This is a genomic window from Micromonospora sp. 067-2, assembly GCF_046549295.1.
GTDB lineage: Bacteria > Actinomycetota > Actinomycetes > Mycobacteriales > Micromonosporaceae > Micromonospora.
In genome coordinates this window covers 82017-106421 of sequence record NZ_JAJPWB010000007.1, presented here as the reverse complement: position 1 = coordinate 106421, position 24405 = coordinate 82017, and the positions used below count along the sequence as shown (strand labels likewise).

Genomic DNA, 24405 nt, shown 5'->3' with positions numbered 1-24405 from the left:
CGGCGTCGGCGCCCGGCGTCGCACTACCATGGTCGAGGACCGGCGACAGTGGACGGACGCGCCGGCCAGATGCACGCAGAGTCGTGGAGGCAGCCTTGACCACCGACACCCACGGCACGACGGGCGGCTCGCCGAGCGACCGGATCGACACGTCGGTGCCCCACCCGGCCCGCCGCTACAACTACTGGCTGGGCGGCAAGGACAACTTCCAGGCCGATCGGGATTCCGGCGACGCGATGGCGGCCGCCTTCCCGACCATCCGCACCTCCGCGCTGGAGAACCGTCGCTTCCTGAAGCGGGCCGTGGGATACCTGGCTCGCGAGGCCGGCATCCGGCAGTTCCTCGACATCGGCACCGGCATCCCGACGGCCGACAACACCCACGAGGTCGCCCAGTCGATCGCGCCGGATTCCCGGGTGGTCTACGTCGACAACGACCCGATCGTGCTCGCCCACGCCCGCGCGCTGTTGACCAGCTCGTCCGAGGGCGCCACCGCCTACATCGACGCCGACCTGCGCGACCCGGAGCGGATCCTCAGCCACCCGGAGCTGAGACGCACCATCGACCTCTCGCAGCCGGTCGGGCTCATGCTGGTGGCGGTGCTGCACTTCGTGCCCGACGGCGACGACCCGTACGCGCTGGTCCGTCAGTTGCTGGCCGCGCTACCGGCCGGCAGCTACCTGGCCGCCTCGCACGCCACCCACGAATACCTGCCTCCGCAGATCGCCGAGGAGGCCAGGGCGGCGGCCAAGGGCGGCAGCCCGCACGGCCTGATCAATCTGCGCACCCGGGACGAGTTCTCCGGCTTCTTCACCGACCTCGACGTGGTCGAGCCGGGCATCACCTCGGTCGCCGAGTGGCGGGCCGAGAGCGAGCCGCAGCCCCGCCCCTCGGTGGTCGAGGTGAGCATGTACGGAGCGGTCGCCCGCCTGCCCTGACGGCGCCGGTCAGCCGAGGCCGTTGCGGACCGGAGCGTTCAGCCGCCCGGGGCGTCGTAGCGGGCCCGGGCCGTGTGCACCTCGCCGATGTGCGTCTCGGCCCATGCCTTGATGGCCCGCTGGACCGGCAGCAGGCTCTCGCCCAGCGGCGTGAGCCGGTAGTCGACCCGGGCCGGCACGCCGGCGGTCACCGACCGGCTGACCAGGCCGTCGCGCTCCAGTTTGCGCAGCGTCTGGGTGAGCATCTTCTGACTCGCCCCGGCCACCGTGCGGGCCAGTTCGCTGTGCCGTTGCGGCCCGTCGGCCAGCGCGCTCACCACCAGCGTCAGCCACTTGTCGCTCAGCGTCGCCAGCAGCTCGTGACCCGGGCACTCGGCCAGGAACGCGTTGTACGAGCGCCGGTCCCGCTCGCGGCGCTCGCTGGCGGTCATGGTGGCCATCGCGTACCTCCCGGGTGCCCAGGGCACCCGAAGGTGCCTCCTTCTCGCGGCAGGGTAGCGCTCCTAGCCTCGCTGGCATGAGAGCTGTGATCGTCCGCCGGTTCGGCGGCCCCGAGGTGCTGGAGATCGCCGACCTGCCCGAGCCGGAGCCGGGAGTCGGGCAACTACGGGTGCGGGTCGCCGCCGCGGCCGTCAACCGGATCGACCTGTCCACCCGTAGCGGCGCATTGAGCGCGGCCGGCCTGCTGCCACCGTTGCCTGTCGTGGGGCTGGGCTGGGACGTGGCGGGGGAGGTGGACGCGGTCGGGCCGGGGATACGGCGGTTCGCGGTGGGTGACAGAGTGATCGGACTGCGGGACCTGCTCTCCGCGCCGGGGGCACAGGCCGAGTGGGTGGTGCTGGACGAGGGTGCGGTGGCGTCGGCACCGCGTACCGTCGCTCCGGAGCTGGCGGCGACGCTGCCGCTGATCGGTCTCACCGCGACCCGGTCGCTCGCCCTCACCGGGCTGGACGCCGGGCGGACGCTGCTGGTCACCGGCGCGGCCGGCGGGGTGGGCGGGCTGCTGCTCGAGCTGGCCGCGCTGCGCGGCATCCGGACTGTCGCCCTGGCCGACGCGCGGGACGAGGAACTGGTCCGGTCGCTGGGCGCGGACTGGTTCGTGGCGCGGACCGACCGGGTCGGGGCGGCCGTGCGGGCGGTGGTGCCGGGCGGTGTCGACGCGGTGGTCGACGCGGCGGTCATCGGCGTCGCCGCGCACGAGGCGTTGCGGGGCGGGGGAGTGTTCGTCGCACTGGTGGCGCCGTTCGCACCGCCGCCGCTGCGCGCCACCCGGGTCGTGGTGCAGGAGGTCCACGCCGACGGCGCGCACCTGGCTGAGCTGTCGGCGCTGGTCGACAGCGGCCAGCTCAGTCTGCGGTTGGCCGGACGGCTGCCGCTGGGCGAGGTGGCGGCGGCACATGAGCGGCTGACCGTCGGAGGTCTGCGAGGGCGCCTGGTGCTGGAGCCGTGAGGCGTCGCCGACGCGCGGGTCGGACCCTGGTATTGACCGACGCCGACTGGTCGGGCTAACCTCTGCATCGATACAGACTGGATCGATGCAGAGAGGTGCCGGATGAAGCCGACCCTGCAAGCCGTGGCGGACGCCGTCGGCGTCTCACGCAGCACGGTGTCCAATGCCTACAGCCGCCCCGACCAGCTCTCCGCCGCCCTGCGCGACCGGATCCTGGACGCCGCCCGGCAGCTCGGATACCCGGGCCCCAACCCCACCGCCCGCTCGCTGCGTCGCGGCTTCGTCGGCTCGATCGGGGTCCTGTTCACCTCGCAGCTGTCGTACGCCTTCACCGACCCGTTCGCGGTCCGCTTCCTCGCCGGGGTGGGCGGGGCGGCCGAGCGGCACGGCACCAGCATGTTGCTCGTGCCGCTGCCCACGGCCGAGACCGAAGCCCGCCGGGCGGTGGAGAACGCCGCGGTCGACGGCTTCTGCGTCTACTGCGTCGCCGACGAGAGCTGGGCGGTGGAGGTCATCCGGGACCGTGGGCTGCCGTTCGTCAGCACGGCCGCTCGCGACGACGCGGGCCCCGACGACCGGTTCGTCGGCATCGACGAGTCGGCCGCGGCCCGCAGCGCCGCCGCGCACGTGGCCGGGCTCGGTCACCGCCGGGTGGCCCTGCTCGCCGACAGCGTGCTGCCCGGCGCACCCGCCGGCCCCCTGACGCTGTCCGGGGTCGACCAGGTGCCGCACCCCACCACCCGGGGGCGGCTCGCCGGGTTCGCCGACGCGTTCGCCGAGGTCGGTGTCGACTGGGCCGAGCTGATCCTGCTCAACGCCCCGGGCAACGACCGCCAGACCGGGGCCGCCGCCGTCGCCGGTCTGTTCGACACCTCGGCGCCGCCGACCGCCGTGCTCGCCTGCTCCGACGTGCTCGCCCTCGGCGTCCTGGACGCGCTGGCCCAGCGACCGGCCGGCAACCGACCGCCGGTCTCGGTGACCGGCTTCGACGACGTCCCCGAGGCCGCCGCAGCCGGCCTCACCACCGTCCGCCAACCGGCCGAGGAGAAGGGCCGGATCGCCGCCCAACTGCTGCTCGATCCGCCCGCGGACGCCGCGGCCGGTCACGTGCTGCTGCCCACCACACTCGTCGTCCGGGCGTCCACCGGACCTGTCCCGAGGAGTTGACCATGGAATACCCGACCGGATACGTCACCGCCCTCGACGCCGTCGACCGGCACGTCAACTCGGCTCGACCGGATGCTCCGGTCCAGGTCGAGCGAGCCCGCCCGGCGCTGCTCGCCCCGACCCGGCAGGCCACCGCCGGCGCTCTGCGTCGCCTCGCCGACCGGATCCAACCGCGACCGCTACCCGCCGTGACCCGCTGCTCGTAGTCGACCCGCCGGCTCCGGCCGACCCGCCCACTGCCCATTTCGGTACGTAGGGGAGGAGCGGGCCGGGACCGGGCGGCGCGGGTGGTCGAGCGGGACGCGGCCAGGCAGACTGGTGAGGCCATGTCGCCGTTCACGCCCACTCTCCGTCTCCACGACCGCTACGTACTGCACGAGCGGATCGGTCTCGGCGGCATGTCCGAGGTGTGGCGGGCCGACGACGAGGTGCTCGGCCGGCCGGTCGCGGTCAAGGTGCTCGCGGGGCAGCTCGCCACCGACCCGCAGCTGCGGGCCACCATCCAACGCGAGGCCCGCGCCGCCGCCCGGCTGACCCACCCACACGTGACCCAGGTGTACGACTACGCCGAGGCGACCCTGGCCAGCGGCGTGGTGGTGCCGTACCTGGTCATGGAGCTGGTCGACGGTCACAACCTGGCCGACCAGCTGCGGACCGGGCCGCTGCCCTGGCCGGAGGCCGTGCGGGTGGGCGGGCAGATCGCCGCGGCGCTGGCCGCCGCGCACCGCATCGGCGTCGTGCACCGCGACGTCAAGCCGGGCAACGTCATGCTCACCGACACCGGCGCCAAGGTGCTCGACTTCGGCATCGCCGCGCTCAGTGGCCCGCACCACCCGCTCGGCGGCCAGGCTGGTGAGCCCCTGATGGGCACCCCGGCCTACTTCGCCCCGGAGCGGCTGGCCGCCGGCCCTCCGGACCCGGCCAGTGACGTGTACGCCCTCGGCGCACTGCTCTACCGCACTCTCACCGGCCGGGCTCCACTGCCGGTGCAGAGCTGGGAGGACGCGCTGGAGGTGCACCGGCGGGGCACTCCGGTGCCACCGCTGGGGGTGCACGGCCTGCCGGGTGACATCGCCGAGCTGACCGTTGCCTGCCTGGCCGCCGACCCGGCACGCCGGCCGACCGCCATGCAGTTGGCGATCCGGTTCGGCGCCGGCCAGCCCGTCGAGCCGCCCACCGAGATGCTGCGCATCCTGCCGTCGGCCCATCCGCCCACCCTGATCGACCGTCCGGCGGCCCGCCCCCACCCCGGGCCGGACGCCGCCGTGGCACGCCGCCGACGCTCACGGCGTCCCCTCGCGGTGCTGGTCGCGGGTGGCCTCGCGGCGGTGGTCGGCCTCGGCGCCCTGCTCACCCAGGGGTTCGACCCGTCCGGCCCGGCGCACGTCGCCGCGCCGCCGTCGACGACCGCTGCGGCGCCGTCGCCGTCGCCCACCACCGCAGCGCCGAAGCCGACGGCATCGTCCTCGCCGCCGCCGCCGGTCAGCAGCCCGGTGCCGACGACCGAGGGCCAGCAGGTGCCGGTCAGCCTGCGGCAGGTGAGCGCCCAGTTCGCCGCGGTGCTCGACGAGGCACAGGACCGTGGCCAGGTCGATCGGAAGACCGCCGAGGATCTGCGCGACGACCTGGCCGATGCGAGCCGCCGATCGAAGGACCGCGCCAAGCGAGTCGCCGACCTGCGGGAACGCATCGCCGATCTGGTGGACCGGGACCGGCTGCCGGAGCGCACGGGCGCTCAGCTCGACACTCTGCTGGCCCAGAGCGACACCTTCTCCACCGGCCGCACGGACGACTGACACATCCACCAGCACCGCTGGCATGATGGTCCGATGCGGACGCGGCTGATCTTCGTACGGCACGGCGAGTCGGTCCACCACCTCGAGGGGATCGTCGGCGGCCCGCACGGGTGCCGGGGCCTGACCGACCTGGGCCACGACCAGGCGCGCGCGTTGGCCCGGCGGCTCGCCGTGGAGCTTGCCGCCGACAGGCCGACCGCCGTGTACTCGTCCGTGCTGCGTCGCGCCGTCCAGACCGCCCAGCCGATCGCCGCGGCTCTGGGCGTCAACGCGGTGGCCGACTGTGGCCTGTGCACCTGGCACACGCCGCCGTACGCCGACGGGCTGCCGATCAGCCACTTCCAGGCCGACTACGCGGCGGAGGGCGGCGGTGTCTTCCGTCCGTTCGAGAAGGGCAACGAGAGCTGGGCAGAGCTGGTCGTCCGCGTCAGCCGCGCGATCATGGAGATCGCGGACCGACACCGGGGTGGCACGGCGCTTCTGGTCGGGCACACCGAGACCGTCGAGAGCGGGTTCCACGCGCTCGCCGCCCAACCGCTCTACCGGGCGTTCGACCTGGGGGTGGCCGCAGCGTCGATCACCGAGTGGACCACCGACGACGACACCGCCGGCTGGCCACCGGCCCGCTGGACCCTGCGCCGATTCAGCGATACGGCAGGCCTGTGAACCGGGCTGAAGTGTGATCGAGTAGCGCCGCACCGCGGCAGGTGGTCCTCGACCTGCAACGTGCCGATGTCGCGTGTGCCCAGGGTGACGATGGACAGTCGGGAAGGGAGCGAGTCCATCAGCCGACCGTCACGGCATCGCCCTGCGCCACCCGGCCGGGACGGACCACCCGGGCGTACGCGCCGACGCACGGCTGCGGACCGAGGCCCGGCAGCGGCTCGACCCGGTTCAGCCGGGCTGGCACCCGTAGCGCCCCGGTTTCCCGGGGCAACGGGCCGTGCGCCAGCGTCGGCACCGCGCAGCGCGGCGTCGGGGCGAGCACGGCCAGCAGCAGAGTCGGGCCGATCCGCACCTGACGGCCGACCCAACCGTTCTCGGTGAACGCATCCCCGGACGTGTCGAGCACCAGGTTGGGTCGGTAGCGCTCCACCATCGCGGCCTCGGGCGGCAGGTCGGCGGCGATCCGGTCCAGGGTCGCGGTGGTGACCAGGTGGATCGGGGCGAAGTCGAAGAACGTGCCGGGTGCGGCCGACCCGAGGCGGCTCTCGTCCGCCGGGACCTCGTCGGCCAGTCCGGCCGCCAGCACCGCGTCCGGGTGGGACCGCAGCAGTGTGGCGTCGGCCGGTACGGAGTCGACAAGCGTCACCGAGTGGCCCGCCGCTGCGGAGAGCACCATGTCGATGGTGGGATCCGAGGTCGACAGGCACCGGCCGTCGGGCAGGGCGACCCGCACCTGACCAGGTGCCTCGCCAGCCGCCCGCAGCGTGAGCAGAGTGCGCCACCGGTGGGGTTGTTTGGCGCTGGCAACCCGGCCGGTCGTGTTGTCCAGCAGGGCCAGCGCCCGGTCACCCGCGACGCCGTTCTCGCCCACCTCGGCGGCCGGCAGCCGTTCACCCAACAGGGATTTCACCGGATAGCGCCACAGCTCCACCAACCGCCCGGACATCACCCCGCCACCCTAGCCGCGCGCGGAGCACGCCGATCCGTTGCCGGCGACCGTAATCTCACAGGCATGACGACAACGCAGACGCGCACCCTCGCCGCACCCGGCGTCGACCTGGTCTACGACGTCCGCGGCCCGCTACCCCCGTCCGGCGGGCGCCCCGCGCTGCTCCTGATCGGCCAACCGATGACGGCAGACGGATTCACCGCGCTCAGCGCACACCTCACCGACCGCACGGTCGTCACCTACGACCCGCGTGGCCTGGGCCGCAGCGTCCGCACGGACGGCCGGTCCGAGCACACGCCGCAGCAGCAGGCGGCCGACCTGCACCTGCTGATCGAGACGCTCGGCGTCGGTCCGGTCGAGGTGTTCGCCAGCAGCGGCGGGGCGGTGACCGGGCTCGAACTGGTCGCGACCCACCCCGGTGACGTCCGCACGCTGGTGGCGCACGAGCCGCCGATCAACGCCGTGCTGCCCGACGCCACGGCCGCCGAGCGCGCCCGCGCCGCCTTCCACGAGGCGTACCAGGCGAAGGGCCGCGGTGCCGGCATGGCCGCGTTCATCGCCATGACGTCCTGGCAGGGCGAGTTCACCGATGCCTACTTCGCCCAGCCCACGCCCGACCCGGCGACGTTCGGCCAGCCGATCGTCGACGACGGCACCCGCGACAATCCGCTGCTGTCGAAGAGTTCGTGGGCAATCAGCGACTATCGCCCCGACGCGAGCCTGCTCACCGCAGCGCCAACCCGGATCGTGATCGCGGTCGGCGAGGAGTCGTCGGGGACGTACACCGCGCGTACGGCCGAGGGCATGGCGGCGTTGCTCGGCCAGGAGGCGGTGGTGTTCCCCAGCCACCACGGCGGCTTCCTCGGTGGTGAGTTCGGTTACGCGGGCAAGCCCGAGGAGTTCGCGGCGAGGCTGCGCGAGGTGCTCGAGGCCAGCTGAGCGTCCTGGGCGGGGCGGCTGTCCCAGAAGGGGTTGCTCGGCGATCTAGCCCGAGTGCCGGCCGGCGAGGTGCTCGGCGAGCACCGGCGCCAGCACCTCGTCGGAAACGCCGTGCCACTCGCCGGGCAGCCGGCGATGCCGTCGCGGCCAGTACAGGTGCGGGGTCCGACACCGAAGGCCGGTTCAGCCGAGGCGAACGCCGACCAGCTCTCCCGGCGCCGTTCCCGCGCGGGCGTGCAGCTCACCCTCCGGCGTCCAGATGGCGGACCGGCCGGCCGCCGAGGTGTAGCCGCCGCCCGTCGACCCGGCGAAGCTCGCCACCGCCACCCAGACCCGGTGCGCGGTCGCGATCCGTTGCGCCCGCTGGTCGGGCACGGCGGCGTCGACCGCCGACTCCAGCACGCCCGCCGCGTAGACGTCGATCCCGAGCGCGGCGGTCCGCACCGCGTGCGCGGCGACGCCGGTGTCCTTGCAGATCGCCAGCCCCACCCGCCACCCGTCCACGTCGAGCGCGGCCGGCTCGTCGCCCGGGGAGAACCGGCGGGCCTCCGCGTCACCCAGCCACATCTTCCGGTAGGCCACCGTCGCACCGGCGCCGGTCACCGCCAGCGTCGCGATGTGGTCACCGGCGACCGGCGCGCCGGCCAGGGCCAGGGCGTTCATCTCGGCGCACGCCTCGACCAGGGGCGTCAGCCTGCGATCGTCGACCGGCAGGACCGGCGCGTCCAACTCGTACCCGGTCAGGGACAGCTCTGGAAAGAGCACCACCCGCGCCCGCGCCGCGCGGACCGCGGCGGCGTGCGCCCGCGCGTTCGCCGCGACATCCCGGGGTACGCACAGCGGCTGCGCCACCGCGAACCGCAGCGGGGTGCGGTCTTCCACACCCCCGCCGGTGGGGTCGACCCGCGCGACCGGGCGGTCGACCTCATGGTCGACTCTCAGGATCACTTCGTAGCGTGGGAGCATGATTCGAACGTCCCACGCCGCACTCGCCACCGGAACCCCCACCGCTGCGGCGGAACCTCCGCAGGATGGAATGGTCGGCTACGTCAGCGACCTGGTGGAACGACTCGGCGGGCCGGGCGCCGGCCTGGCGGTGGCGCTGGAGAACCTTTTCCCGCCGATCCCCAGCGAGGTGATCCTGCCGCTGGCCGGGTTCGTCGCCGCGCAGGGCCGGATCAGCCTGGTCGGTGCGATCTTCTGGACCACCGTGGGCTCGGTGGTGGGCGCTCTGGCGCTCTACCTGATCGGTGCGTCACTGGGCCGGGACCGGATGCGTGCCATCGTGGCCCGGCTGCCGCTGGTGAAGCTCACTGACGTGGACCGGACCGAGGCGTGGTTCCTCAGGCACGGCGTGAAGGCGGTCTTCTTCGGCCGGATGATCCCGATCTTCCGCAGCCTGATCTCCATTCCGGCCGGAGTGGAGCGGATGCCCGTCACCACGTTCCTGCTCTTCACCACGCTGGGCAGCCTGATCTGGAACACCACCTTCGTGCTCGCCGGCTACCTGCTCGGTGACAACTGGCACCTCGTCGAGGGGTACGTCGGCGTACTCCAGAACGTGGTGATCGTGGCCTGCGTGGCGGCCGTCGCCTGGTTCGTCGGGTCCCGCGTGCTGCGCGCCCGCCGCGCCTCCCGCAACCCCGAGCCGACCGACCTCGACACCCTCGACCAGCAGGGCCACGGCGCGCCCGACCCGGGCGGTCGCGGCACGCTCTACCGTGGTGGCTCGTGGGCTTCCGAAGACCGCTGAAACCGGCAACCGGGCGGTCTGGGCGGGCGAGGGAGGCAGGCGGTGGGAGAGCGCGGGGACCGGCCGGTGCTGTGGACGCCGATCGGTGTCGCCGCCGGGACGGCAACCGCCGCCTGAACGGGATGTACTGCACGAGATGGGCCAAGGCTGCACGAACGCCGCCATCGCCCAACGGCTGCACGTGTCGCAGAGCGCGGTCGCGAAGCACGTCAATGCCCATCTTCGACAAGCTCAACCTCGCCCACCTGGCGGGTTGCCGCCGCCGGATCCTCGCGGTGCTGCGCTACCTGGGCACCTGACACGACCCTGGACCCGTCGGGCGGCAAACCACCGGATCCGGGTCGATGGTGCCGACTGTCGGGAACGCCCCGATGTCGGGATTGCAGGGCGATGGACACCAGATCAGCCGGTCGTCGGCGCTCAGGTTCAGGCGGCATGATTTTCTTTGTCTGGTTTGCGGTGTTTCGCAGGGTGGCCGGCGTCACTGGCCTGCCGGAATGGTGGCCGGCCCGGGGTCGTTACACACCCTGACGATCGCAGCACCACGGCTCGCTCATGGCCTGCCTGCCTGACCGGTCATCGGTTGGAATGCTGGCCCCGCCCGGTCGTTGCAGTCCCCACGAACGACCCCCCGGGCCGCCTGGATGAGGTGGCGACGGGATGGGCCACCCCCGGAATGACGGCGGCCCGCCGGTCGTTACATCTGGACCCGGCGCCACGAGCCCTCTCGGAGGCCGCCGACCCCGGCGCCACGAGCTCACCCCGCCCGTAGGTCGCCGACCCCGACGCCGCGAACTCACCCCGCCCGTAGGTCGCCGACCCCGACGCCGCGAGCTCACCCCGCCCGTAGGTCGCCGATCCCGGCGCCGAGCCGCCGGAGGTCGCCGGTCCCGGCGCTGAGCCGCCGTAGGTTGCCGATCCCGGCGCTGAGCCGCCGGAGGCGTCGACCCCCCCCCGAAGACTTTTCTGATGCGCCCGGACGAGGTGCTCGCACTCGGCTCGCCGTTTTCCCCTTGGCGGTTGGGTGTCCTTACCCCCGAAGGAGCTTTCCCCGTGAACACGATCATGCGTAAGAGTGTGTTGTCCGTTGCTGGTCTGGCGTTCGCCGGTGGTGTGTTCGCCGGTCCGGTCGCCGCCCACGCCGCCACCCCGGTCGACGGCAAGCCCGTCGCGGTCGCGGTGCAGGCCCCGAAGCCGCAGGGTGACCAGTCCCGGATCGCCTTGAACGGTGAGCAGACCGGTAACGCCAAGGCGATCATCGCCGCCACGAAGAAGGCCGGCCTGCCCGAGCGGGCCGCGGTCATCTCGATCGCGACCAGTTTGCAGGAGTCGAAGTTGGAGAACCTGGGCCATCTGGGTGACGCCAACGACCATGACTCGCTGGGCCTGTTCCAGCAGCGCCCGTCCTCGGGTTGGGGTACCCCGGAGCAGATCACCGACCCGGCCTACTCCACGACCGCGTTCCTGAAGGGTTTGCGGCAGGTCGACGGGTGGCGGGACATGGCGTTGACCGACGCCGCGCAGACCGTGCAGGTCTCGGCGTACCCGGATGCGTATGCCCAGTGGGAGCAGCAGGCCACCGACCTGGTGCACCAGCACTGGAACAGCTGACCCACCACCGCACCACCGCACGACCGCGTGAAACCGACCGCTGGCCGGCACCCGTTACGGGTGCCGGCCGGCGGTGTCGCTGAGGCGGCGGGAGATCTTGGACAGTTACCGTTTTTGGTGGACGGTAAGTGTCCAAGATCTGGGGGCTGGTTGGGAACAGGGTGGGGCGTGGGCCTGTTACACCCCATGTCGGTGTGATCCAGTGTCCCCGGGCCTCACCTATATTGCCGTCGCGGAACACCGTTCGGCTGGAGCCGCGTCGCGCCACTCGCCGAGAGGCGACCTGCACACCGACACCAGCGCCGCCCCCGGCCCAACCGCCGGGGGCGGCGCTGTCTGTGTTCGGCCGCCGTGGCGGCACCGTACGCGGCTCATCTGCCGGCACATTGCCCGGATGACTGTCGCGCAGACCTGGTCGGAGCAGTCGGGTGCGCTCGTACTGCCCAGCGGGGCGACGGTGCGCGGTCGGCGCATCGGTGCCGTCGCCTCGCCCGCCGACTTTGCCCTGCTGTTGGCGCCCGGCCCGGCGCCGGCGTGGCCGTACCGGAGGATCCGGTGGCCCGACTTCTGGGTACCGCTCGATCGGGCCGACGCGGTGGATGCCCTGCGGGCGGCGCTGCTGCGGGCACACGGCGGTGAGCGCGTCGAGGTGGCCTGCCGGGGTGGGGTGGGACGCACCGGGACGGCGTTGGCCGCGCTGGCGATCCTCGATGGCCTGCCGGTCGAGCGGGCGGTGCCCTGGGTCCGGGCTGGCTACCACCCGAGGGCGGTGGAGACCCCCTGGCAGCGGAGCTGGCTGCGCCGCGTCGCCTGACCATCGCCGAATCTCATACCGCAGCCCGAACCCCTCACGCTGCAGCCCGAACCCCTCACGCTGCAGCCCGAACCCCTCACGCTGCAGCCCGAACCCCTCACGCCGCAGTCCGAACCCCTTACGGCGCAGGGCGAACCCGGGGCGCCGCTGCCCGAACCCCTTGCGCCGCAGTCCGGACCCGGGGGCGCCGCTGCCCTACCCCGGGACGCGGCCCTACCCCCAGAGCGCGTGGCCTACCCCGGGCGGACCGGCTCGTTGACGTACTCGCGCAGGTGGTCGGCGGTGAGGCTGTCGCCCTTCGCGACCAGCTCGGCCGGTGTGCCGGTGAAGACGATCCGCCCGCCGTCGTGCCCGGCGCCCGGGCCCAGGTCGATGAGCCAGTCGGCGTGCGCCATGACCGCCTGGTGATGCTCGATGACGATCACCGTGTTGCCGGCGTCGACCATCCGGTCCAGCAGTGCCAGCAACTGGTCCACGTCGGCGAGGTGCAGGCCGGTGGTCGGCTCGTCCAGGACGTACGTGCTGGTCTTCTCCGCCAGGTGGATGGCGAGTTTGAGCCGTTGCCGCTCCCCACCGGAGAGCGTGGTCAGCGGCTGACCGAGCTTGACGTAGCCCAGCCCGACGTCGGCCATCCGGCTGAGAATGAGGTGCGCCGGCCCGCTGGGAAAGAAAGCGTGCGCCTCGGTCACCGGCATGGCCAGCACCTCGCTGATGTTCTTGCCGCGCAGCGTGTACGTGAGCACCTCGTCGGTGAACCGGCGTCCCTCACACCGTTCGCAGACGCTGGCCACGCCGGCCATCATCGCCAGGTCCGTGTAGATCAGCCCGATCCCCTTGCACGTCGGGCAGGCGCCCTCGGAGTTGGCGCTGAACAGTGCCGCCTTGACCCCGTTGGCCTTGGCGAAGGCGGTACGGATCGGGTCGAGCAACCCGCTGTAGGTGGCCGGGTTACTGCGTCGTGACCCGCGGATCGGGGACTGGTCCACGATCACGACCCCGGCGCGACCGCGCAGCGACCCGTGGATCAGTGAGCTCTTGCCGGAGCCGGCCACTCCGGTGACGACGGTGAGCACCCCGAGCGGAATGTCCACGTCCACGTCGTGCAGGTTGTGCAGGTCGGCGTTGCGGATGGCCAGCTGCCCGGTCGGGGAACGCGTCTCGCCGCGCAGGGTGACGCGGTGGTCGAGGTGTCGCCCGGTGAGGGTGCCGGAGCGGCGAAGGGCGGGAACGTCGCCGGTGAAACAGATCCGACCGCCGTCGGTGCCGGCGCCGGGCCCGAGGTCGACCACGTGGTCGGCGATGGCGATGGTCTCCGGCTTGTGTTCCACGACCAGCACGGTGTTGCCCTTGTCCCGCAGTCGCAGCAGCAGGTCGTTCATCCGGGCGATGTCGTGCGGGTGCAGGCCGACGGTCGGCTCGTCGAAGACGTACGTGACGTCGGAGAGGCTGGAACCGAGGTGCCGGACCATCTTGACCCGCTGCGCCTCACCGCCGGACAGGGTCGCCGACTCGCGGTCCAGGCTGAGGTAGCCGAGCCCGATCTCGACCAGCGAGTCCAGGAGGTCGCGCAGGTTGGCGATCAGCGGCGCCACCTCCGGGTCGTCGACTGCCCGCACGAACGCCGCGAGGTCGCTGATCTGCATGGCCGAACAATCGGCGATGGTGCGCCCGGCGATCTTCGAGGACAGTGCCGCGGCGTTGAGTCGGGTGCCGCCGCAGGCCCCGCAGGTGGTGAAGGTGACCGCCCGGTCGACGAAGGCGCGGATGTGCGGTTGCATCGAGTCGCGGTCCTTGGCCAGGTAGAGCCGCTTGACCTTGACCACCAGACCCTCGTACGTCCAGTTGTTGCTGCCCACTTTGATCTTTGTGGATGGCTTGTGCAGGAAGTCCTCCCACTGCCCCGGCGTGTAGTCCTGCAGCTTCGCGTCCGGGTCGAACAGGCCGGAGCCGACGATCGTCTGCCAGTACCAGGAGTCGACGGCGAAGTTGGGCACGGTGACGGCGCCGTCGTTGAGCGAGCGCCCGACGTCCACCAACTCGTTCACGTCGAGGTCGGAGACCCGGCCCAGCCCCTCGCAGGTGGGGCACATGCCCTCGGCCAGGTTGAAGCTGAACGCACCGGCGCCGCCCACCGACGGCCGGCCGAGCCGGCTGAAGACGATCCGCAGCATCGCGTACGCGTCGGTGGCGGTGCCAACGGTGGAGCGTGAGTTGACCCCCATCCGCTCCTGGTCCACGACGATGGCCGCGCCGAGGTTGCGCAGAGAGTCGACGTCGGGTCGGTTCAGGTTCGGCATGAACGACTGGAGGAAGGCGCTGTAGGTCTCGTTGATGAGGCGCTGGGACTCGGCGGCGATGGTGCCGAAGACGAGCGACGACTTGCCCGAGCCCGAGACACCGGTGAAGACGGTCAACCGGCGCTTGGGAATGTCGACCGAGACGCCGGCGAGGTTGTTCTCCCGCGCTCCGCGTACCTCGATCATGTCGTGGCTGTCGGCGGTGGACCGTGCTGGCTGCGACATGCGAACCCTTCACGAGATCGTGGCGGGGGAGGCCCCACCGGGCTGACGGATTACATTGTCTCATTCATCCACTTGTAGAGACTTTCTCCAATGCGGCCAGCAGTGGGGCGGTCGGAACGACCCGGGAAGTCTCAAATCGGGGAGTAACCGGTACGGTTGCCGGGTGGACGTCGCCCCGAAGAACCGCCTGCGGGCGGTGGACCTGGCGGCCACCGCCGGGATCTCGGTGCAGCAGGTGCGCAACTACGTCGAGGTGGGCGTGCTGCCCCCGGTGCGGCGTACCGCGAGCGGCTATCGGATCTTCACGACCGAGCACGCGCGGGCACTGGCCGTGGCGCGTCGGCTCGCCGAGGGGCACGGCTGGGGCCGTACCCGGGAGATCATGGCGGCGGTGCACCGGGGCGACGTGCCGGCGGCCCTCGCGGCGCTCGACGGTGGCCACGCCGAACTGGATCGGGAACGCGCCGAGATCCGCCGGGTGCTCGGCGCCTTCGAGACCGTGCTGGCCAGCCCGCCCGAGGTCAAGGCCGTGGCACGCCGCGGCGCCCGCGTTGGCGAGGTCGCCGCGCTGGTCGGGGTGCGGACCTCGCAGTTGCGGCTGTGGGAGGAGCGCGGCCTGCTGCGCCCGGGCCGCACCCCGGGCACCAGATACCGGGTGTACGACGACGCCGAGGTGCGTGCCGCGCAGGTCGTCGCCCTGCTGCGCCGGGGCGCCTACCCGTTCGAGATCATCGAGGCGGTGCTGGGCGAGCTGCGCACCACCGGCAGCGCGCAGCGGGTACGGGCCGAGTTGGCCCGCCGCGAGCAGGAGCTGCACACACGCAGTCTGCGCCGGCTGCGGGGCAGCGCCGCGCTGTACGACTACCTGCCCGGTCCCTCTGCCACCGGATGGTCGGCCGGCCATCCGGTCCCGCCGAGCGATCTTGTTGGTTAGGGTCGGGCTCATGAGAGCTGCGCTGCTGGTGGCCACGGCGTCCGCCGTCCTGCTCGCTCCCGCGCCCGTCACCGCCGCCACGGGAACGTCCGCCGCGCCGACCGTACGGTGCCCGAGCGCACCGGCGGTGTCCCGGCCTCCGCGGCCCTCGCCCCCGCCCGCGGTGCCCGAGCAGCGTGTGGTCGGCGGAGCGGGACTGGCTACCAGCGGCCTGGTCGTGCCCCCCGCAACCGAAGCGCCGCCGGCGGTCAGCGCCACCTCGTGGCTGGTCGCCGACCTGGACACCGGCCAGGTGCTCGGCGGCTGCGGCCCGCACGAGTACGGCACTCCGGCCAGCGTGCAGAAGCTGCTGCTGGCGGCCACGATGCTGCCCCGACTGGACCCGAAACAGACGGTCACGGTCACCGCGGCGGACATGAACATCGAGCCCGGCTCCTCCGCCGTCGGCCTGGTCGAGGGCGGCCGGTACAGCATCGAGACCATCTGGCTCGGCCTGCTGCTCAACTCGGGCAACGAGGCGGCCAACGCGTTGGCCCGGCTGGGCAGCGGTGCCGACGACGCGGCCGCCGGTGTACGCGCCATGAACGAGCAGGCCCACCGGCTCGGCGCGCTCCAGACGCACGCGGTGACCCCCTCGGGGCTGGACGGCAAGGGCCAGTTCACCAGCGCGTACGACCTGGCGCTGATCGCCCGGGCCTGCTTCGCCGAGCCGACCTTCCGCCGGTACGCGCTCACCGAGCAGGCGCAGATCCCGGTTCAGCCGGCGCAGCGCACCAAGGGTTTCGAGATCCAGAACGAGAACCAGCTCATCTACCGCTACCCGGGCGCGCTCGGCGGCAAGACCGGCTTCACCGACCTGGCCCGGCACACCTACGTCGGCGCGGCGCAACGCGACGGGCGGCGGCTGGTGGTGACCCTGCTGGGCGCCGAGTCGGCGCCGAAGCGCGGCTGGGAACAGGGTGCGGCCCTGCTGGACTGGGGCTTCACGGTGCCCCGCGACGCGGCGGTCGGCCGGCTGGTCGAGCCGGGCGAGCTGACCGCGACGCCGTCGGCCGTGCCGTCCGCGCTGGCCGCGCCCCGGCCGGCGGCGGCCAGCGGCCCGATGCACAGCACCGGGTCGGGGTGGCTGTGGTCGGTGACCGCGCTGAGCGGCGCCGGGGTGCTGCTGGTGGGCGGGCTGCTGTGGCGCAACCGTCGCCGGCTATCCTGAACGGATCGACAAGCGGCTCCGCCGTCCATAGACTCCGGTCTTTCTGGCACCACGAGTCCAGGAGGATCCCTGTGTCGAGTGAACTCGAACCGCGGCCCGGCGTGGCGGCACCCCGCCGGCCGGCACGCGCCCTGACCCGCCTCGCGGGGGTGACGGTCCTCGCCGGGGCGCTGGTCGCCGGCGCGTCCGCCACCGCCGTGGCCGCGCCAGGCCCGTCCGTGGACGCGGTGGCCGCGTCAGCGGCGTCGTCGACCGTCGCCGAGGCCGCCACCCGCCCGCCACGCACCACGCACGGTCCCTGCGCGTACACCGAGACGCCCGACGAGCCGGCGGCCCGGCCGGTGCCACTGCCGCCCGACCCACGGCGTACCCCGGACCGGGGCACCGTCCGGGTGACCCTGTCCACCAACCACGGGCCGATCGGGTTGACCCTGGACCGGGAGGCCGCGCCGTGCACGGTGCAGAGCTTCCTGCACCTGGTCCGCAAGCGCTTCTACGACCGGACCATCTGCCACCGGCTCACCGCGTATCCCACGCTGAGCGTCCTGCAGTGCGGTGACCCGACCGGCACCGGCGAGGGCGGCCCGGGGTACCGGTACCGCGACGAGCTGCCGACCGACCTGCCGCCGGCGCCCACCGACCCGACCGGGGTACGCCGGCTCTACGCCCGGGGCGTGCTGGCCATGGCCAACGCCGGGCCGGACACCAACGGCAGCCAGTTCTTCCTGGTCTACGCCGACTCCGCGCTGCGCCCCAACTACACGATCTTCGGCGAGATCGACGGGGCCGGGCTGGCCACGCTGGATCGGATCGCTGCCGGGGGAGTGGCACCGACGGCCGAGGATCCGGCGCCGGTCGACGGCGCTCCCGCACTGCCGGTGACCATCCGGCGGGCCGTCCGCTCGCACCACCACCACTGAAACGGTGCGGTGCGGTGGGTGGCTCCGGGTCGCCCACCGCGCCGACCGGACCGACTTGACCTGAGCTGGCACGGCGGCCGGGGCGGGCTGATAGACACAGGTGGTGCGCAACCGCATCGCTGGCGTCCTGCTCACGCTCGTCGCGCTGCTCGGAGGCTGCTCCCGCTCGGAACCCCGTCCGGCCCTGAGCGTGCCGGCACCGACGTCGGCCGTCGCGGTGTCCACGCCACCCGCCGCACCGTCGCGCTCGCCGAGTCCGTCCCCGAGCGTCCCCGCCGCCGAGCGGCTGCCCGGCTTCGTGGTCCTCACCGACGTCGACCCTCGCATCCACGCCGACATCCGGTACGCCACGGCGCACAATTTCGTGGGCCGGCCGATCACCGCCTACCGGGAGCCGCTGTGCCTGCTCACCCTGCAGGCGGCCGAGGCGCTGCGCCGGGTGCAGGACGCCGCGCTGGCCGGCGGGCACAGCCTCAAGGTGTACGACTGCTACCGCCCACAGCCGGCGGTGGACGACTTCGTGGCCTGGGCCAAGCGACCCGGCGAGCAGCAGACCAAGGCCGAGTTCTATCCGGACGTACCCAAGGGTCGGCTCTTCGCCGAGGGCTACATCGGGGCGCCCACCGCGCACAGCCGGGGCAGCACCATGGACCTGACTCTGGTCGACGAGCCCGCCGCCAGCCAGCCCCCGTACGTGCCCGGGCAGCCGCTGGTCGCCTGCACCGCCCCGCGCGGGCAGCGGTTCGCCGACAACAGCATCGACATGGGCACCGGCTTCGACTGCTTCGGCGCGCGGGCGCACACCGCCGACGCCCGGATCACCGGCACGCCTCGGAACAACCGGCAACTACTGCTCCGGCTGATGACCGACGGTGGGTTCGTGAACTACGACCGCGAGTGGTGGCACTACAGCTACCGCGACGAGCCGTACCCGGACACCTTCTTCGCCGCGCCGGTGGCCCGCTCGTCGGTCGGCTAGGGCCTGGAGTGCAGGCCAACGGTCAGAAGCTCACCCACGTGCCGGTTCCGTGGCGCTGGGCCTCGCGGTAGAGGTGATCAGCAGCCACGAGGTCCTCGACCGCGAGGCCGAGGGACTTGAACAGGGTGATCTCGTTGTCGTCGGTCCGGCCCGGCGCCGCTCCGATCAGTACGGCACCCAGTTCGGCCCGGATCTGATCCGGCCCGATCGCCCCCTCTCGAGCGGCGAACAGGTAGTCGCCCGACTCGTTGAGGGTGGACTCCCGTCGGTCGACGAACAGGCTGGCCTCGGCCATCGTGGCGGTGTCGATCTCCCGCGCGGTCGGGACGCTGGAGCCGACGGCGTTGATGTGCGCTCCCGGGGAGATCCAGTTCCGCCGCAGCACGGGCTCGGCCGAGGTGGTGGCGGTGACGATCAGGTCAGCTCCGTCGACCGCCTCGGCAACCGACGAGCAGGCCTGCACCGACAGGGAGAGCAGGGCCGCCGCCTCGGCCGCGAACGCCTCGGTGCGCGCGGGGTCGCGGCCCACGACGCGGACCCGTCGCAGCGTACGAACGCCGGCCATCGCGCGCAGGTGGGCGCGGCCCTGCACACCGGTGCCGATGACGGCCAGGTCGCCCGCGTCGGGTCGGGCGAGCAGGTCGGTGGCGATGGCGGACACGGCGGCAGTGCGCACCTCGGTGATCGCCGACGCGTTCATCAGCGCCTGCAACTCGCCTGTGGCAGCGCTGAACAGCAGCACGGCGCCCTGGTGCGCGTCCTTGCCGATCGTCGGATTGTCGGGGAAGACGCAGACCGCCTTCAACCCGTACGCGGCCTCGTGGCCGGAGCGGTAGGACGGCATGACGCCCATCAGCCCGGCGGCCGCCGGGGGGCGCACGATCATGCGCAGGGGCTGGTGTACCTCGTCGTGGGCCAGCGCCGCCAGCGCTTCGCGCATGGCGTGCAGCGCTGCTTCGGGGGTCAGCAGCTGGTGCACCTGGGCGGCATCAAGAACGAGAACAGTCATCTATGCATCCTGTTCGGGATGGATCCGGATGAAACGTCGGCCACGGTATCCGGCGTGCCCGGCAGCGACAACAAGCGCCCCGAACCGGTGGGGCTCGACGACCTCCAGCCGCCACGAGAGCACGCATCCGGAACCGCAACCGGGAACCGTCGTCGTCTGACCCGATCGGCACCCGGTAGGTTCGAGCGGTCCCGCCCCACCGTTCCGGCCGCACCGCGACCGGCAGACATCGTGGGTGTGGCCGACGTGCACTCATCCAGGAGGGTTGGCACCGTGGTGGAAGACCGTTCCGGAGGCCCCGACAACGTTGTCGCGCGGAGGGGTGAGCTGCCAGCTCCCGTACGCGTACCCCTGCCGCCCTTGTCCGCACTGGAACTCGCGACCGTGCAGGAGGGTCGCAGCGCGAGTGAGGCGATGTCGGCGACGGTCGCACTGGCGCGACGGGCCGACGAACTGGGGTTCCGTCGGGTGTGGGTCGCCGAGCATCACAGGTATCGATCGGTGGGCAGCGTCGCACCGCCCGTGTTGGCCACTCATCTCGCGGCGTCGACGGCTCGGATCCGGGTCGGCTCCGGTGGCGTGCTCCTGCCGCACCACGCCCCGCTCGCGGTCGCGGAGCAGTTCACCACCCTGGCCGCGCTGCACCCGGAAAGGATCGACCTTGGCATCGCCCGGGGGCCGGGCACCGGAGATCCCGCCGCGATCCGGGCGCTGCGACGCGGCGCCGATCCGGGAACCGAGGCCGAGTATCGAGCCGACCTGGTGGAGCTGTTGGGTCATCTGGCGGGCGACGACGGCGTACGGGTGGTTCCCGGTGCCGACGAGCTGCCCACTCCCTGGCTGCTCTCGTCGAGCGTCGCCGGCGCCGAGCTCGCCGCGGAGCTGGGCCTGCCGATCGCCTTCGCCTACCACATCAGGCCCGGTAACGCGGTCGAGGCGTTGGCTCGCTACCGCGAGGCGTTCCGGCCTTCGCGCTGGCAGGACGTCCCGTACGTGGTGGTCAGCGTGGAGACGATCTGCGGCCCGACGGACGCCGCGGCAGCCGCGCTCGGACGGCCGGCGCAGCTCGCGATGGGAGGGGTTCTGCAGGGGCGGGGCGGCGAGGCGAAACTCCTGCCGCCCGCCCAGGCCGCGGCGGAAACGCTCCCCGCGCAGGTCGAGGAACGACTTCACGCGATGTGGGCCACCCAGGCGCACGGTTCACCAGAGACGGTGTATCGCCGGTTGTCGGCCGTGGTTGCCCAGACCGGCGCTGACGAACTGATGCTGTCGACGCCCGTGTACGACCCGGTCGACCGCGTGCGGTCACTCGAACTGGTCGCTGGTACCGCCAGCTGACGAGGAGTCGAGCCCGGGCCGGAGCGGCTGGCGGAGCAGCACCGCCAGGGCCGACCTGACAGTCTCGATCTCCCCATCGGTCAGACCGTCGATGACCGTCGCGAGCCACTCCCGGCTGTAGCAGAGGTCGCTGGAAGCCTTGACTCCCGCAGGTGTCGCGGCGACGAGCTTGATCCGGCGGTCTCTGTCGTCGGCGCGGCGCTCCACGTAACCCAGCTCGACGAGGCGGTCGACCTTCGCCGTGAGGTTCGACGGGTCGCAGCCGAACTGCTCGGCCATCTCCCGCATCGACGACGGCTTGACCGCGGCGAAGCCGAGCACCCGAGCCTGCGCCAGGGTCAACCCGGATGCCTGGGCGGCACGCTCGAAGTCCAGCAGGTACTGCCCCACGAACTCGAGCATGCTGTAGCGGATCTCGGGGAACAGCCCCCGTCCCAGCTTCCCTTCGAGGTTCTCCCTGGTGTACGGGTGGCGTCCGGTCATGCGGCAAGCGTAGACGTCGGCGCCGCCATAAGCGTGAGACTCTCAGGGACTTTGGTCACACCGTCGTCAAATAGCTGAGACTCTCAGCTAACTTCGGGTCAATCACCTCTAGACCCGAGGAGCCAGAGTCAGACATGAGCGACGAACGCAGCATCGAAGACGTCCTCGCCCGGTACGTCCGCGCCACCGACCGGCGCGACGGAGCAGCTCAGGCGGCCCTGTTCACCGATGACTCGACCACCCAGATCTACACGAGGACCGGGCCGGCCGCCTGGGAGCCGGTGGGCGACCCGCTGCTCGGCCCAGCCGCCGTCCGGTACGCCGTGGACACCTTCATGAGCCCGCACCCGCCCCTCGGCTCGAGCCACCACGTGACCGCCAACCACCTCGTCGACACCACCGGCGACACCGCGCACATCAGCGCCCAGTTCGTCGTCTTCGAGGTGCGGGGCGCCGAGCGGCCCGCGACCGGCTGGCCGGCGGGAACCCTCGGCGCGCAGGGGACCGTCCGCCCCGTCGAGAGCGGCTACTACGAGACCGATCTGCGCAGGGTGGACGGTGCGTGGAAGATCTTCCGCCACGAGGTCCGGATGGACCTTCCCATGGCACTTCCTGGCGCCTGACTCCAGGAGAGCGGCTGGCCGCTCTCCTCGCCCAGCCCGACGAGCTCTGACGACAGATGGGAAGACGACACCGTGAAGGCGATTGTGTACCGCAGCTTCGGGGGCCCCGAGGTGCTCGAACTCGCCGACCTGCCGACGCCGAAGACGCAACAGGACAGCGTGCTGGTCCGTGTCAGGGCCGCCGGGCTCAACCCGGCCGACAACGTGATCCGCGCCGGCGCGCTGGCCGACTCGATGGACACCTTCTTTCCGGTCGTACCCGGGTGGGACTTCGCCGGCGTCGTCGAGCGCGCCGGGGCCGGCGCACCGGAGTGGACGCCCGGTGACGAGGTCATCGGCTATCTGCGCGAGCCGGTCCTGCACCACGGCACGTACGCCGAGCTCGTCGCCGCGCCGGTCACGGCCGTCACCCGCAAGCCCGCCAACGCGAGCTGGGCCGAGGCGGCGGGTCTCCCGCTCGCCGGGCTCACGGCGTACCAGGCAGTGGTCGAGCATCTCAGGGTGACATCCGGTGAGACCGTGCTGGTGCACGGTGCCAGCGGTGGCGTCGGCTCCCTCGCCGCTCAACTGGCGGTCCGGTCGGGCGCGACCGTCATCGGCACCGCGGGCCTGTCGAACCACGACTACCTGCGGTCTGTCGGTGTCACACCCGTCGCCTACGGCGACGGCCTGATCGAGCGTGTCCGGGACGTCGCCACCGGCGGGGTCGACGCCGTCCTCGACGCTGCCGGTCACGGAGCTTTGGCGAGCACGGCCGCCGTCGGCCGTCCCGGCGTACGCGCCGTCAGCATCGCCGACGCCAGCCCCGACGCCACCACCGTCTTCGCTCGCCACGACCTGCCCACGCTCAAGGAGTTGGTCCAGCTGGTCGAAGCCGGCGACCTCACCATCCGGGTCGCCGCGACCTATCCGCTGCGCCAGGCCGCGGAGGCGCAGCGGGCACTCGCGGCCGGCCGCCACAGCGGGAAGATCGTTCTTGTCCCGTGAGGCGCTACGGCACTACCGCGGTGACAGCGCAGTGGTGCCGGCGGTTCGGTGGGCGGCCGGAGGCAGCGGCACCAAAGACGCGCGGGCGTCAGGTCCAGTAGAGGATCCGGCAGGCCGGCACCCGGGCGGCCAGCTCGGCGGTGAACCAGCCGCGTAGCTCGGCCATCGTGTCGCGCGGGTAGACGTACTTGACCGCGCCGAACTTGCCGTGTTTGCGACTGCGGGAGTCCTCGTCCATCTCCAGCCGGGTGCGCGGGTACCAGCCGAGCAGCACCTCCTTGCTGCCCGGCGTGAACCGGTGGGTGATCAGCTCGGCGGTCAGGTCCAGTTCGGGTACGCCGTCGACCGCCGCGCCGACGAGGTCCAGTAGCTCGCCGTAGCGTTCCCGCCAGTCCGGCAGCGGCATGATCGGCGCGATGGTCAACCCGACGGGATAGCCGTCGAGCGCGAGCCGGCGCAGCGCGCCGAGCCGGTCCGGCACCCGGGCCGTGCCGCCCTCGAACCGCTCGCTGACCGGGGCGCAGTTGACGCTGAACCGGACCCGGGTGCGGCCGGCGTGCGGCAGCCCGACGAAGCTGTCCACGTCGGCGTACTTGGTGGTCCAGCGCAGCTGCACGGGCGCGTCCCAGCCGGCGAAGTGCTGCACCGCCCGACGCCAACTGCCGGTGAGGTGCTCCAACGCGAGGGGATCGGTGTAGCAGGACGCCTCGAAGGTGGTGCCCTCGTCGGCGCGCCGGGCGTTGCGACTGGTCACCGTTCCACGCCCGGCGTACGCCTCCAGCCCGGCCAGGATGTCGTCGAGGTCGGCGTACACCCGGGTCACCGGTGGCCCGGACAGTGACCCGGCGAGGTAGCAGTACTGGCAGTGCGCCGGGCAGCCCTCGGCCAGGTCGACCCGCCAGTCGGCGCTGGGCGCGATGGGTTGCAGGGCGCGCCGCGAGGGCGGGCTCACCACGATCGCCATGGTCGACTTGGCCCGGGCGTACGTCTCCCGGTCGGTGCTTGCGCGCACGCCGGTGAGCCGGTTGGACCGCAGACGTTCCACCTCGATGCCCAGCGTCTCGACCCGGTCGATGATCCGCCGGCCGTGCGGGTGCTCCAGCGCGGCCGGCGTGGCCACCACCCGTCCCGGCGTCCAGCGTCGGGCCGGGCGTGCCCTCGGTGCGAGCCCGGCCAGGTCACGGGTGGGCACCTGCTCGCCGCTGGCGTCGTGTGGCGCGGCGGGTACGTCCACGGCGAGCGGCTGGTCGACGTCGACGGCGTCCGGGCTGGTCATCCGTCCGAGGTACCCGCTGGCGCAGGAATCCCACCCGGAGG

The 24405-nt window shown here is 72.5% G+C and carries 24 protein-coding genes; 17 read left to right on the top strand and 7 right to left on the bottom strand.

Annotated elements, in window-relative coordinates:
* Positions 1–95: 95 nt before the first annotated feature.
* On the top strand, positions 96–938 hold the full coding sequence (locus ACLJN9_RS18205) for an SAM-dependent methyltransferase (RefSeq protein ID WP_410812612.1): 843 nt from the start codon (positions 96–98) through the stop codon (positions 936–938).
* A gap of 38 nt (positions 939–976) precedes the next feature.
* On the opposite strand, the gene ACLJN9_RS18200 is transcribed toward ACLJN9_RS18205, so the two are convergent.
* The gene (locus ACLJN9_RS18200; RefSeq protein WP_410812611.1) at positions 977–1378 is read right to left on the bottom strand and encodes a winged helix-turn-helix transcriptional regulator; all 402 of its coding nucleotides are present in this window, start codon (positions 1376–1378) and stop codon (positions 977–979) included.
* 77 nt (positions 1379–1455) lie between these two features.
* Here ACLJN9_RS18200 and ACLJN9_RS18195 point away from each other — a divergent pair, with 77 nt between their 5' ends.
* From ACLJN9_RS18195 to ACLJN9_RS18175, 5 genes are all read left to right on the top strand, one after another.
* Positions 1456–2388: an NADP-dependent oxidoreductase gene (locus ACLJN9_RS18195; protein WP_410812610.1), complete on the top strand. Its 933-nt coding sequence runs from the start codon at positions 1456–1458 to the stop codon at positions 2386–2388.
* Between the two features lie 102 nt (positions 2389–2490).
* Positions 2491–3555: a LacI family DNA-binding transcriptional regulator gene (locus tag ACLJN9_RS18190; RefSeq protein ID WP_410812609.1), complete on the top strand. Its 1065-nt coding sequence runs from the start codon at positions 2491–2493 to the stop codon at positions 3553–3555.
* Positions 3556–3557: 2 nt separating this feature from the next.
* Positions 3558–3761 carry a hypothetical protein gene (locus tag ACLJN9_RS18185; protein ID WP_410812608.1) on the top strand — a complete coding sequence of 68 codons (204 nt, stop codon included), beginning with the start codon at positions 3558–3560 and terminating at the stop codon, positions 3759–3761.
* 120 nt (positions 3762–3881) lie between these two features.
* Entirely contained in the window at positions 3882–5351 is a 1470-nt protein-coding gene (locus tag ACLJN9_RS18180; protein ID WP_410812607.1) for a serine/threonine-protein kinase, read from the top strand.
* Positions 5352–5384: 33 nt separating this feature from the next.
* Positions 5385–6017: a histidine phosphatase family protein gene (locus ACLJN9_RS18175; protein WP_410812606.1), complete on the top strand. Its 633-nt coding sequence runs from the start codon at positions 5385–5387 to the stop codon at positions 6015–6017.
* A 118-nt stretch (positions 6018–6135) separates the two neighbouring features.
* Here the strand turns inward: ACLJN9_RS18175 and ACLJN9_RS18170 are convergent, their stop codons facing one another.
* Positions 6136–6963: an MOSC domain-containing protein gene (locus ACLJN9_RS18170; RefSeq protein ID WP_410812605.1), complete on the bottom strand. Its 828-nt coding sequence runs from the start codon at positions 6961–6963 to the stop codon at positions 6136–6138.
* Between the two features lie 66 nt (positions 6964–7029).
* Between ACLJN9_RS18170 and ACLJN9_RS18165 the strand changes: the two genes are divergently transcribed.
* Positions 7030–7905: an alpha/beta fold hydrolase gene (locus ACLJN9_RS18165; protein WP_410812604.1), complete on the top strand. Its 876-nt coding sequence runs from the start codon at positions 7030–7032 to the stop codon at positions 7903–7905.
* A gap of 183 nt (positions 7906–8088) precedes the next feature.
* Here the strand turns inward: ACLJN9_RS18165 and ACLJN9_RS18160 are convergent, their stop codons facing one another.
* Positions 8089–8871 (bottom strand): carbon-nitrogen hydrolase family protein, encoded by a 783-nt coding sequence (locus ACLJN9_RS18160; RefSeq protein WP_410812603.1) that lies wholly within the window; start codon positions 8869–8871, stop codon positions 8089–8091.
* Here ACLJN9_RS18160 and ACLJN9_RS18155 point away from each other — a divergent pair.
* The 3 genes from ACLJN9_RS18155 (at position 8870) to ACLJN9_RS18145 (ending at position 12083) form a co-directional block, all read left to right on the top strand.
* On the top strand, positions 8870–9658 hold the full coding sequence (locus ACLJN9_RS18155) for a DedA family protein (protein ID WP_410812602.1): 789 nt from the start codon (positions 8870–8872) through the stop codon (positions 9656–9658). The genes ACLJN9_RS18160 and ACLJN9_RS18155 overlap by 2 nt on opposite strands.
* 1053 nt (positions 9659–10711) lie before the next feature.
* Positions 10712–11269, top strand: a complete 558-nt coding sequence (locus tag ACLJN9_RS18150) for a hypothetical protein (RefSeq protein WP_410812601.1) — start codon at positions 10712–10714, stop codon at positions 11267–11269.
* A gap of 394 nt (positions 11270–11663) precedes the next feature.
* Positions 11664–12083 (top strand): protein-tyrosine phosphatase family protein, encoded by a 420-nt coding sequence (locus tag ACLJN9_RS18145; RefSeq protein ID WP_410812600.1) that lies wholly within the window; start codon positions 11664–11666, stop codon positions 12081–12083.
* 233 nt (positions 12084–12316) lie between these two features.
* On the opposite strand, the gene ACLJN9_RS18140 is transcribed toward ACLJN9_RS18145, so the two are convergent.
* Complete coding sequence (locus tag ACLJN9_RS18140; protein WP_410812599.1) at positions 12317–14605, bottom strand: ATP-binding cassette domain-containing protein; 2289 nt, start codon at positions 14603–14605, stop codon at positions 12317–12319.
* 163 nt (positions 14606–14768) lie between these two features.
* On the opposite strand from ACLJN9_RS18140, the gene ACLJN9_RS18135 reads away from it, so the two are divergent.
* The 4 genes from ACLJN9_RS18135 (at position 14769) to ACLJN9_RS18120 (ending at position 18648) form a co-directional block, all read left to right on the top strand.
* Complete coding sequence (locus ACLJN9_RS18135) at positions 14769–15539, top strand: MerR family transcriptional regulator (protein WP_410812597.1); 771 nt, start codon at positions 14769–14771, stop codon at positions 15537–15539.
* 10 nt (positions 15540–15549) lie between these two features.
* Positions 15550–16749: a D-alanyl-D-alanine carboxypeptidase family protein gene (locus ACLJN9_RS18130; RefSeq protein ID WP_410812595.1), complete on the top strand. Its 1200-nt coding sequence runs from the start codon at positions 15550–15552 to the stop codon at positions 16747–16749.
* A 227-nt stretch (positions 16750–16976) separates the two neighbouring features.
* A complete protein-coding gene (locus tag ACLJN9_RS18125; protein WP_410812898.1) occupies positions 16977–17669 on the top strand; it encodes a peptidylprolyl isomerase in 693 nt (230 codons plus the stop codon).
* A gap of 103 nt (positions 17670–17772) precedes the next feature.
* Positions 17773–18648, top strand: coding sequence for a M15 family metallopeptidase (locus ACLJN9_RS18120; RefSeq protein WP_410812593.1), 876 nt, complete (start codon positions 17773–17775; stop codon positions 18646–18648).
* 22 nt (positions 18649–18670) lie between these two features.
* Here ACLJN9_RS18120 and ACLJN9_RS18115 read toward each other — a convergent pair whose 3' ends face one another.
* Positions 18671–19657 (bottom strand): ornithine cyclodeaminase family protein, encoded by a 987-nt coding sequence (locus ACLJN9_RS18115; protein WP_410812591.1) that lies wholly within the window; start codon positions 19655–19657, stop codon positions 18671–18673.
* Positions 19658–20017: 360 nt separating this feature from the next.
* On the opposite strand from ACLJN9_RS18115, the gene ACLJN9_RS18110 reads away from it, so the two are divergent.
* Entirely contained in the window at positions 20018–20995 is a 978-nt protein-coding gene (locus ACLJN9_RS18110; protein WP_410812590.1) for an LLM class flavin-dependent oxidoreductase, read from the top strand.
* On the opposite strand, the gene ACLJN9_RS18105 is transcribed toward ACLJN9_RS18110, so the two are convergent.
* Positions 20963–21478 (bottom strand): MarR family winged helix-turn-helix transcriptional regulator, encoded by a 516-nt coding sequence (locus ACLJN9_RS18105; protein WP_410812589.1) that lies wholly within the window; start codon positions 21476–21478, stop codon positions 20963–20965. The two genes, ACLJN9_RS18110 and ACLJN9_RS18105, sit on opposite strands and share 33 nt — an antisense overlap.
* 134 nt (positions 21479–21612) lie before the next feature.
* Here ACLJN9_RS18105 and ACLJN9_RS18100 point away from each other — a divergent pair, with 134 nt between their 5' ends.
* Both ACLJN9_RS18100 and ACLJN9_RS18095 read left to right on the top strand, forming a co-directional pair.
* Entirely contained in the window at positions 21613–22101 is a 489-nt protein-coding gene (locus ACLJN9_RS18100) for a nuclear transport factor 2 family protein (RefSeq protein WP_410812587.1), read from the top strand.
* Between the two features lie 72 nt (positions 22102–22173).
* A complete protein-coding gene (locus ACLJN9_RS18095; protein WP_410812586.1) occupies positions 22174–23088 on the top strand; it encodes an NADP-dependent oxidoreductase in 915 nt (304 codons plus the stop codon).
* An 88-nt stretch (positions 23089–23176) separates the two neighbouring features.
* Here the strand turns inward: ACLJN9_RS18095 and ACLJN9_RS18090 are convergent, their stop codons facing one another.
* Positions 23177–24364: a spore photoproduct lyase family protein gene (locus ACLJN9_RS18090; RefSeq protein WP_410812585.1), complete on the bottom strand. Its 1188-nt coding sequence runs from the start codon at positions 24362–24364 to the stop codon at positions 23177–23179.
* Positions 24365–24405 lie beyond the last annotated feature (41 nt).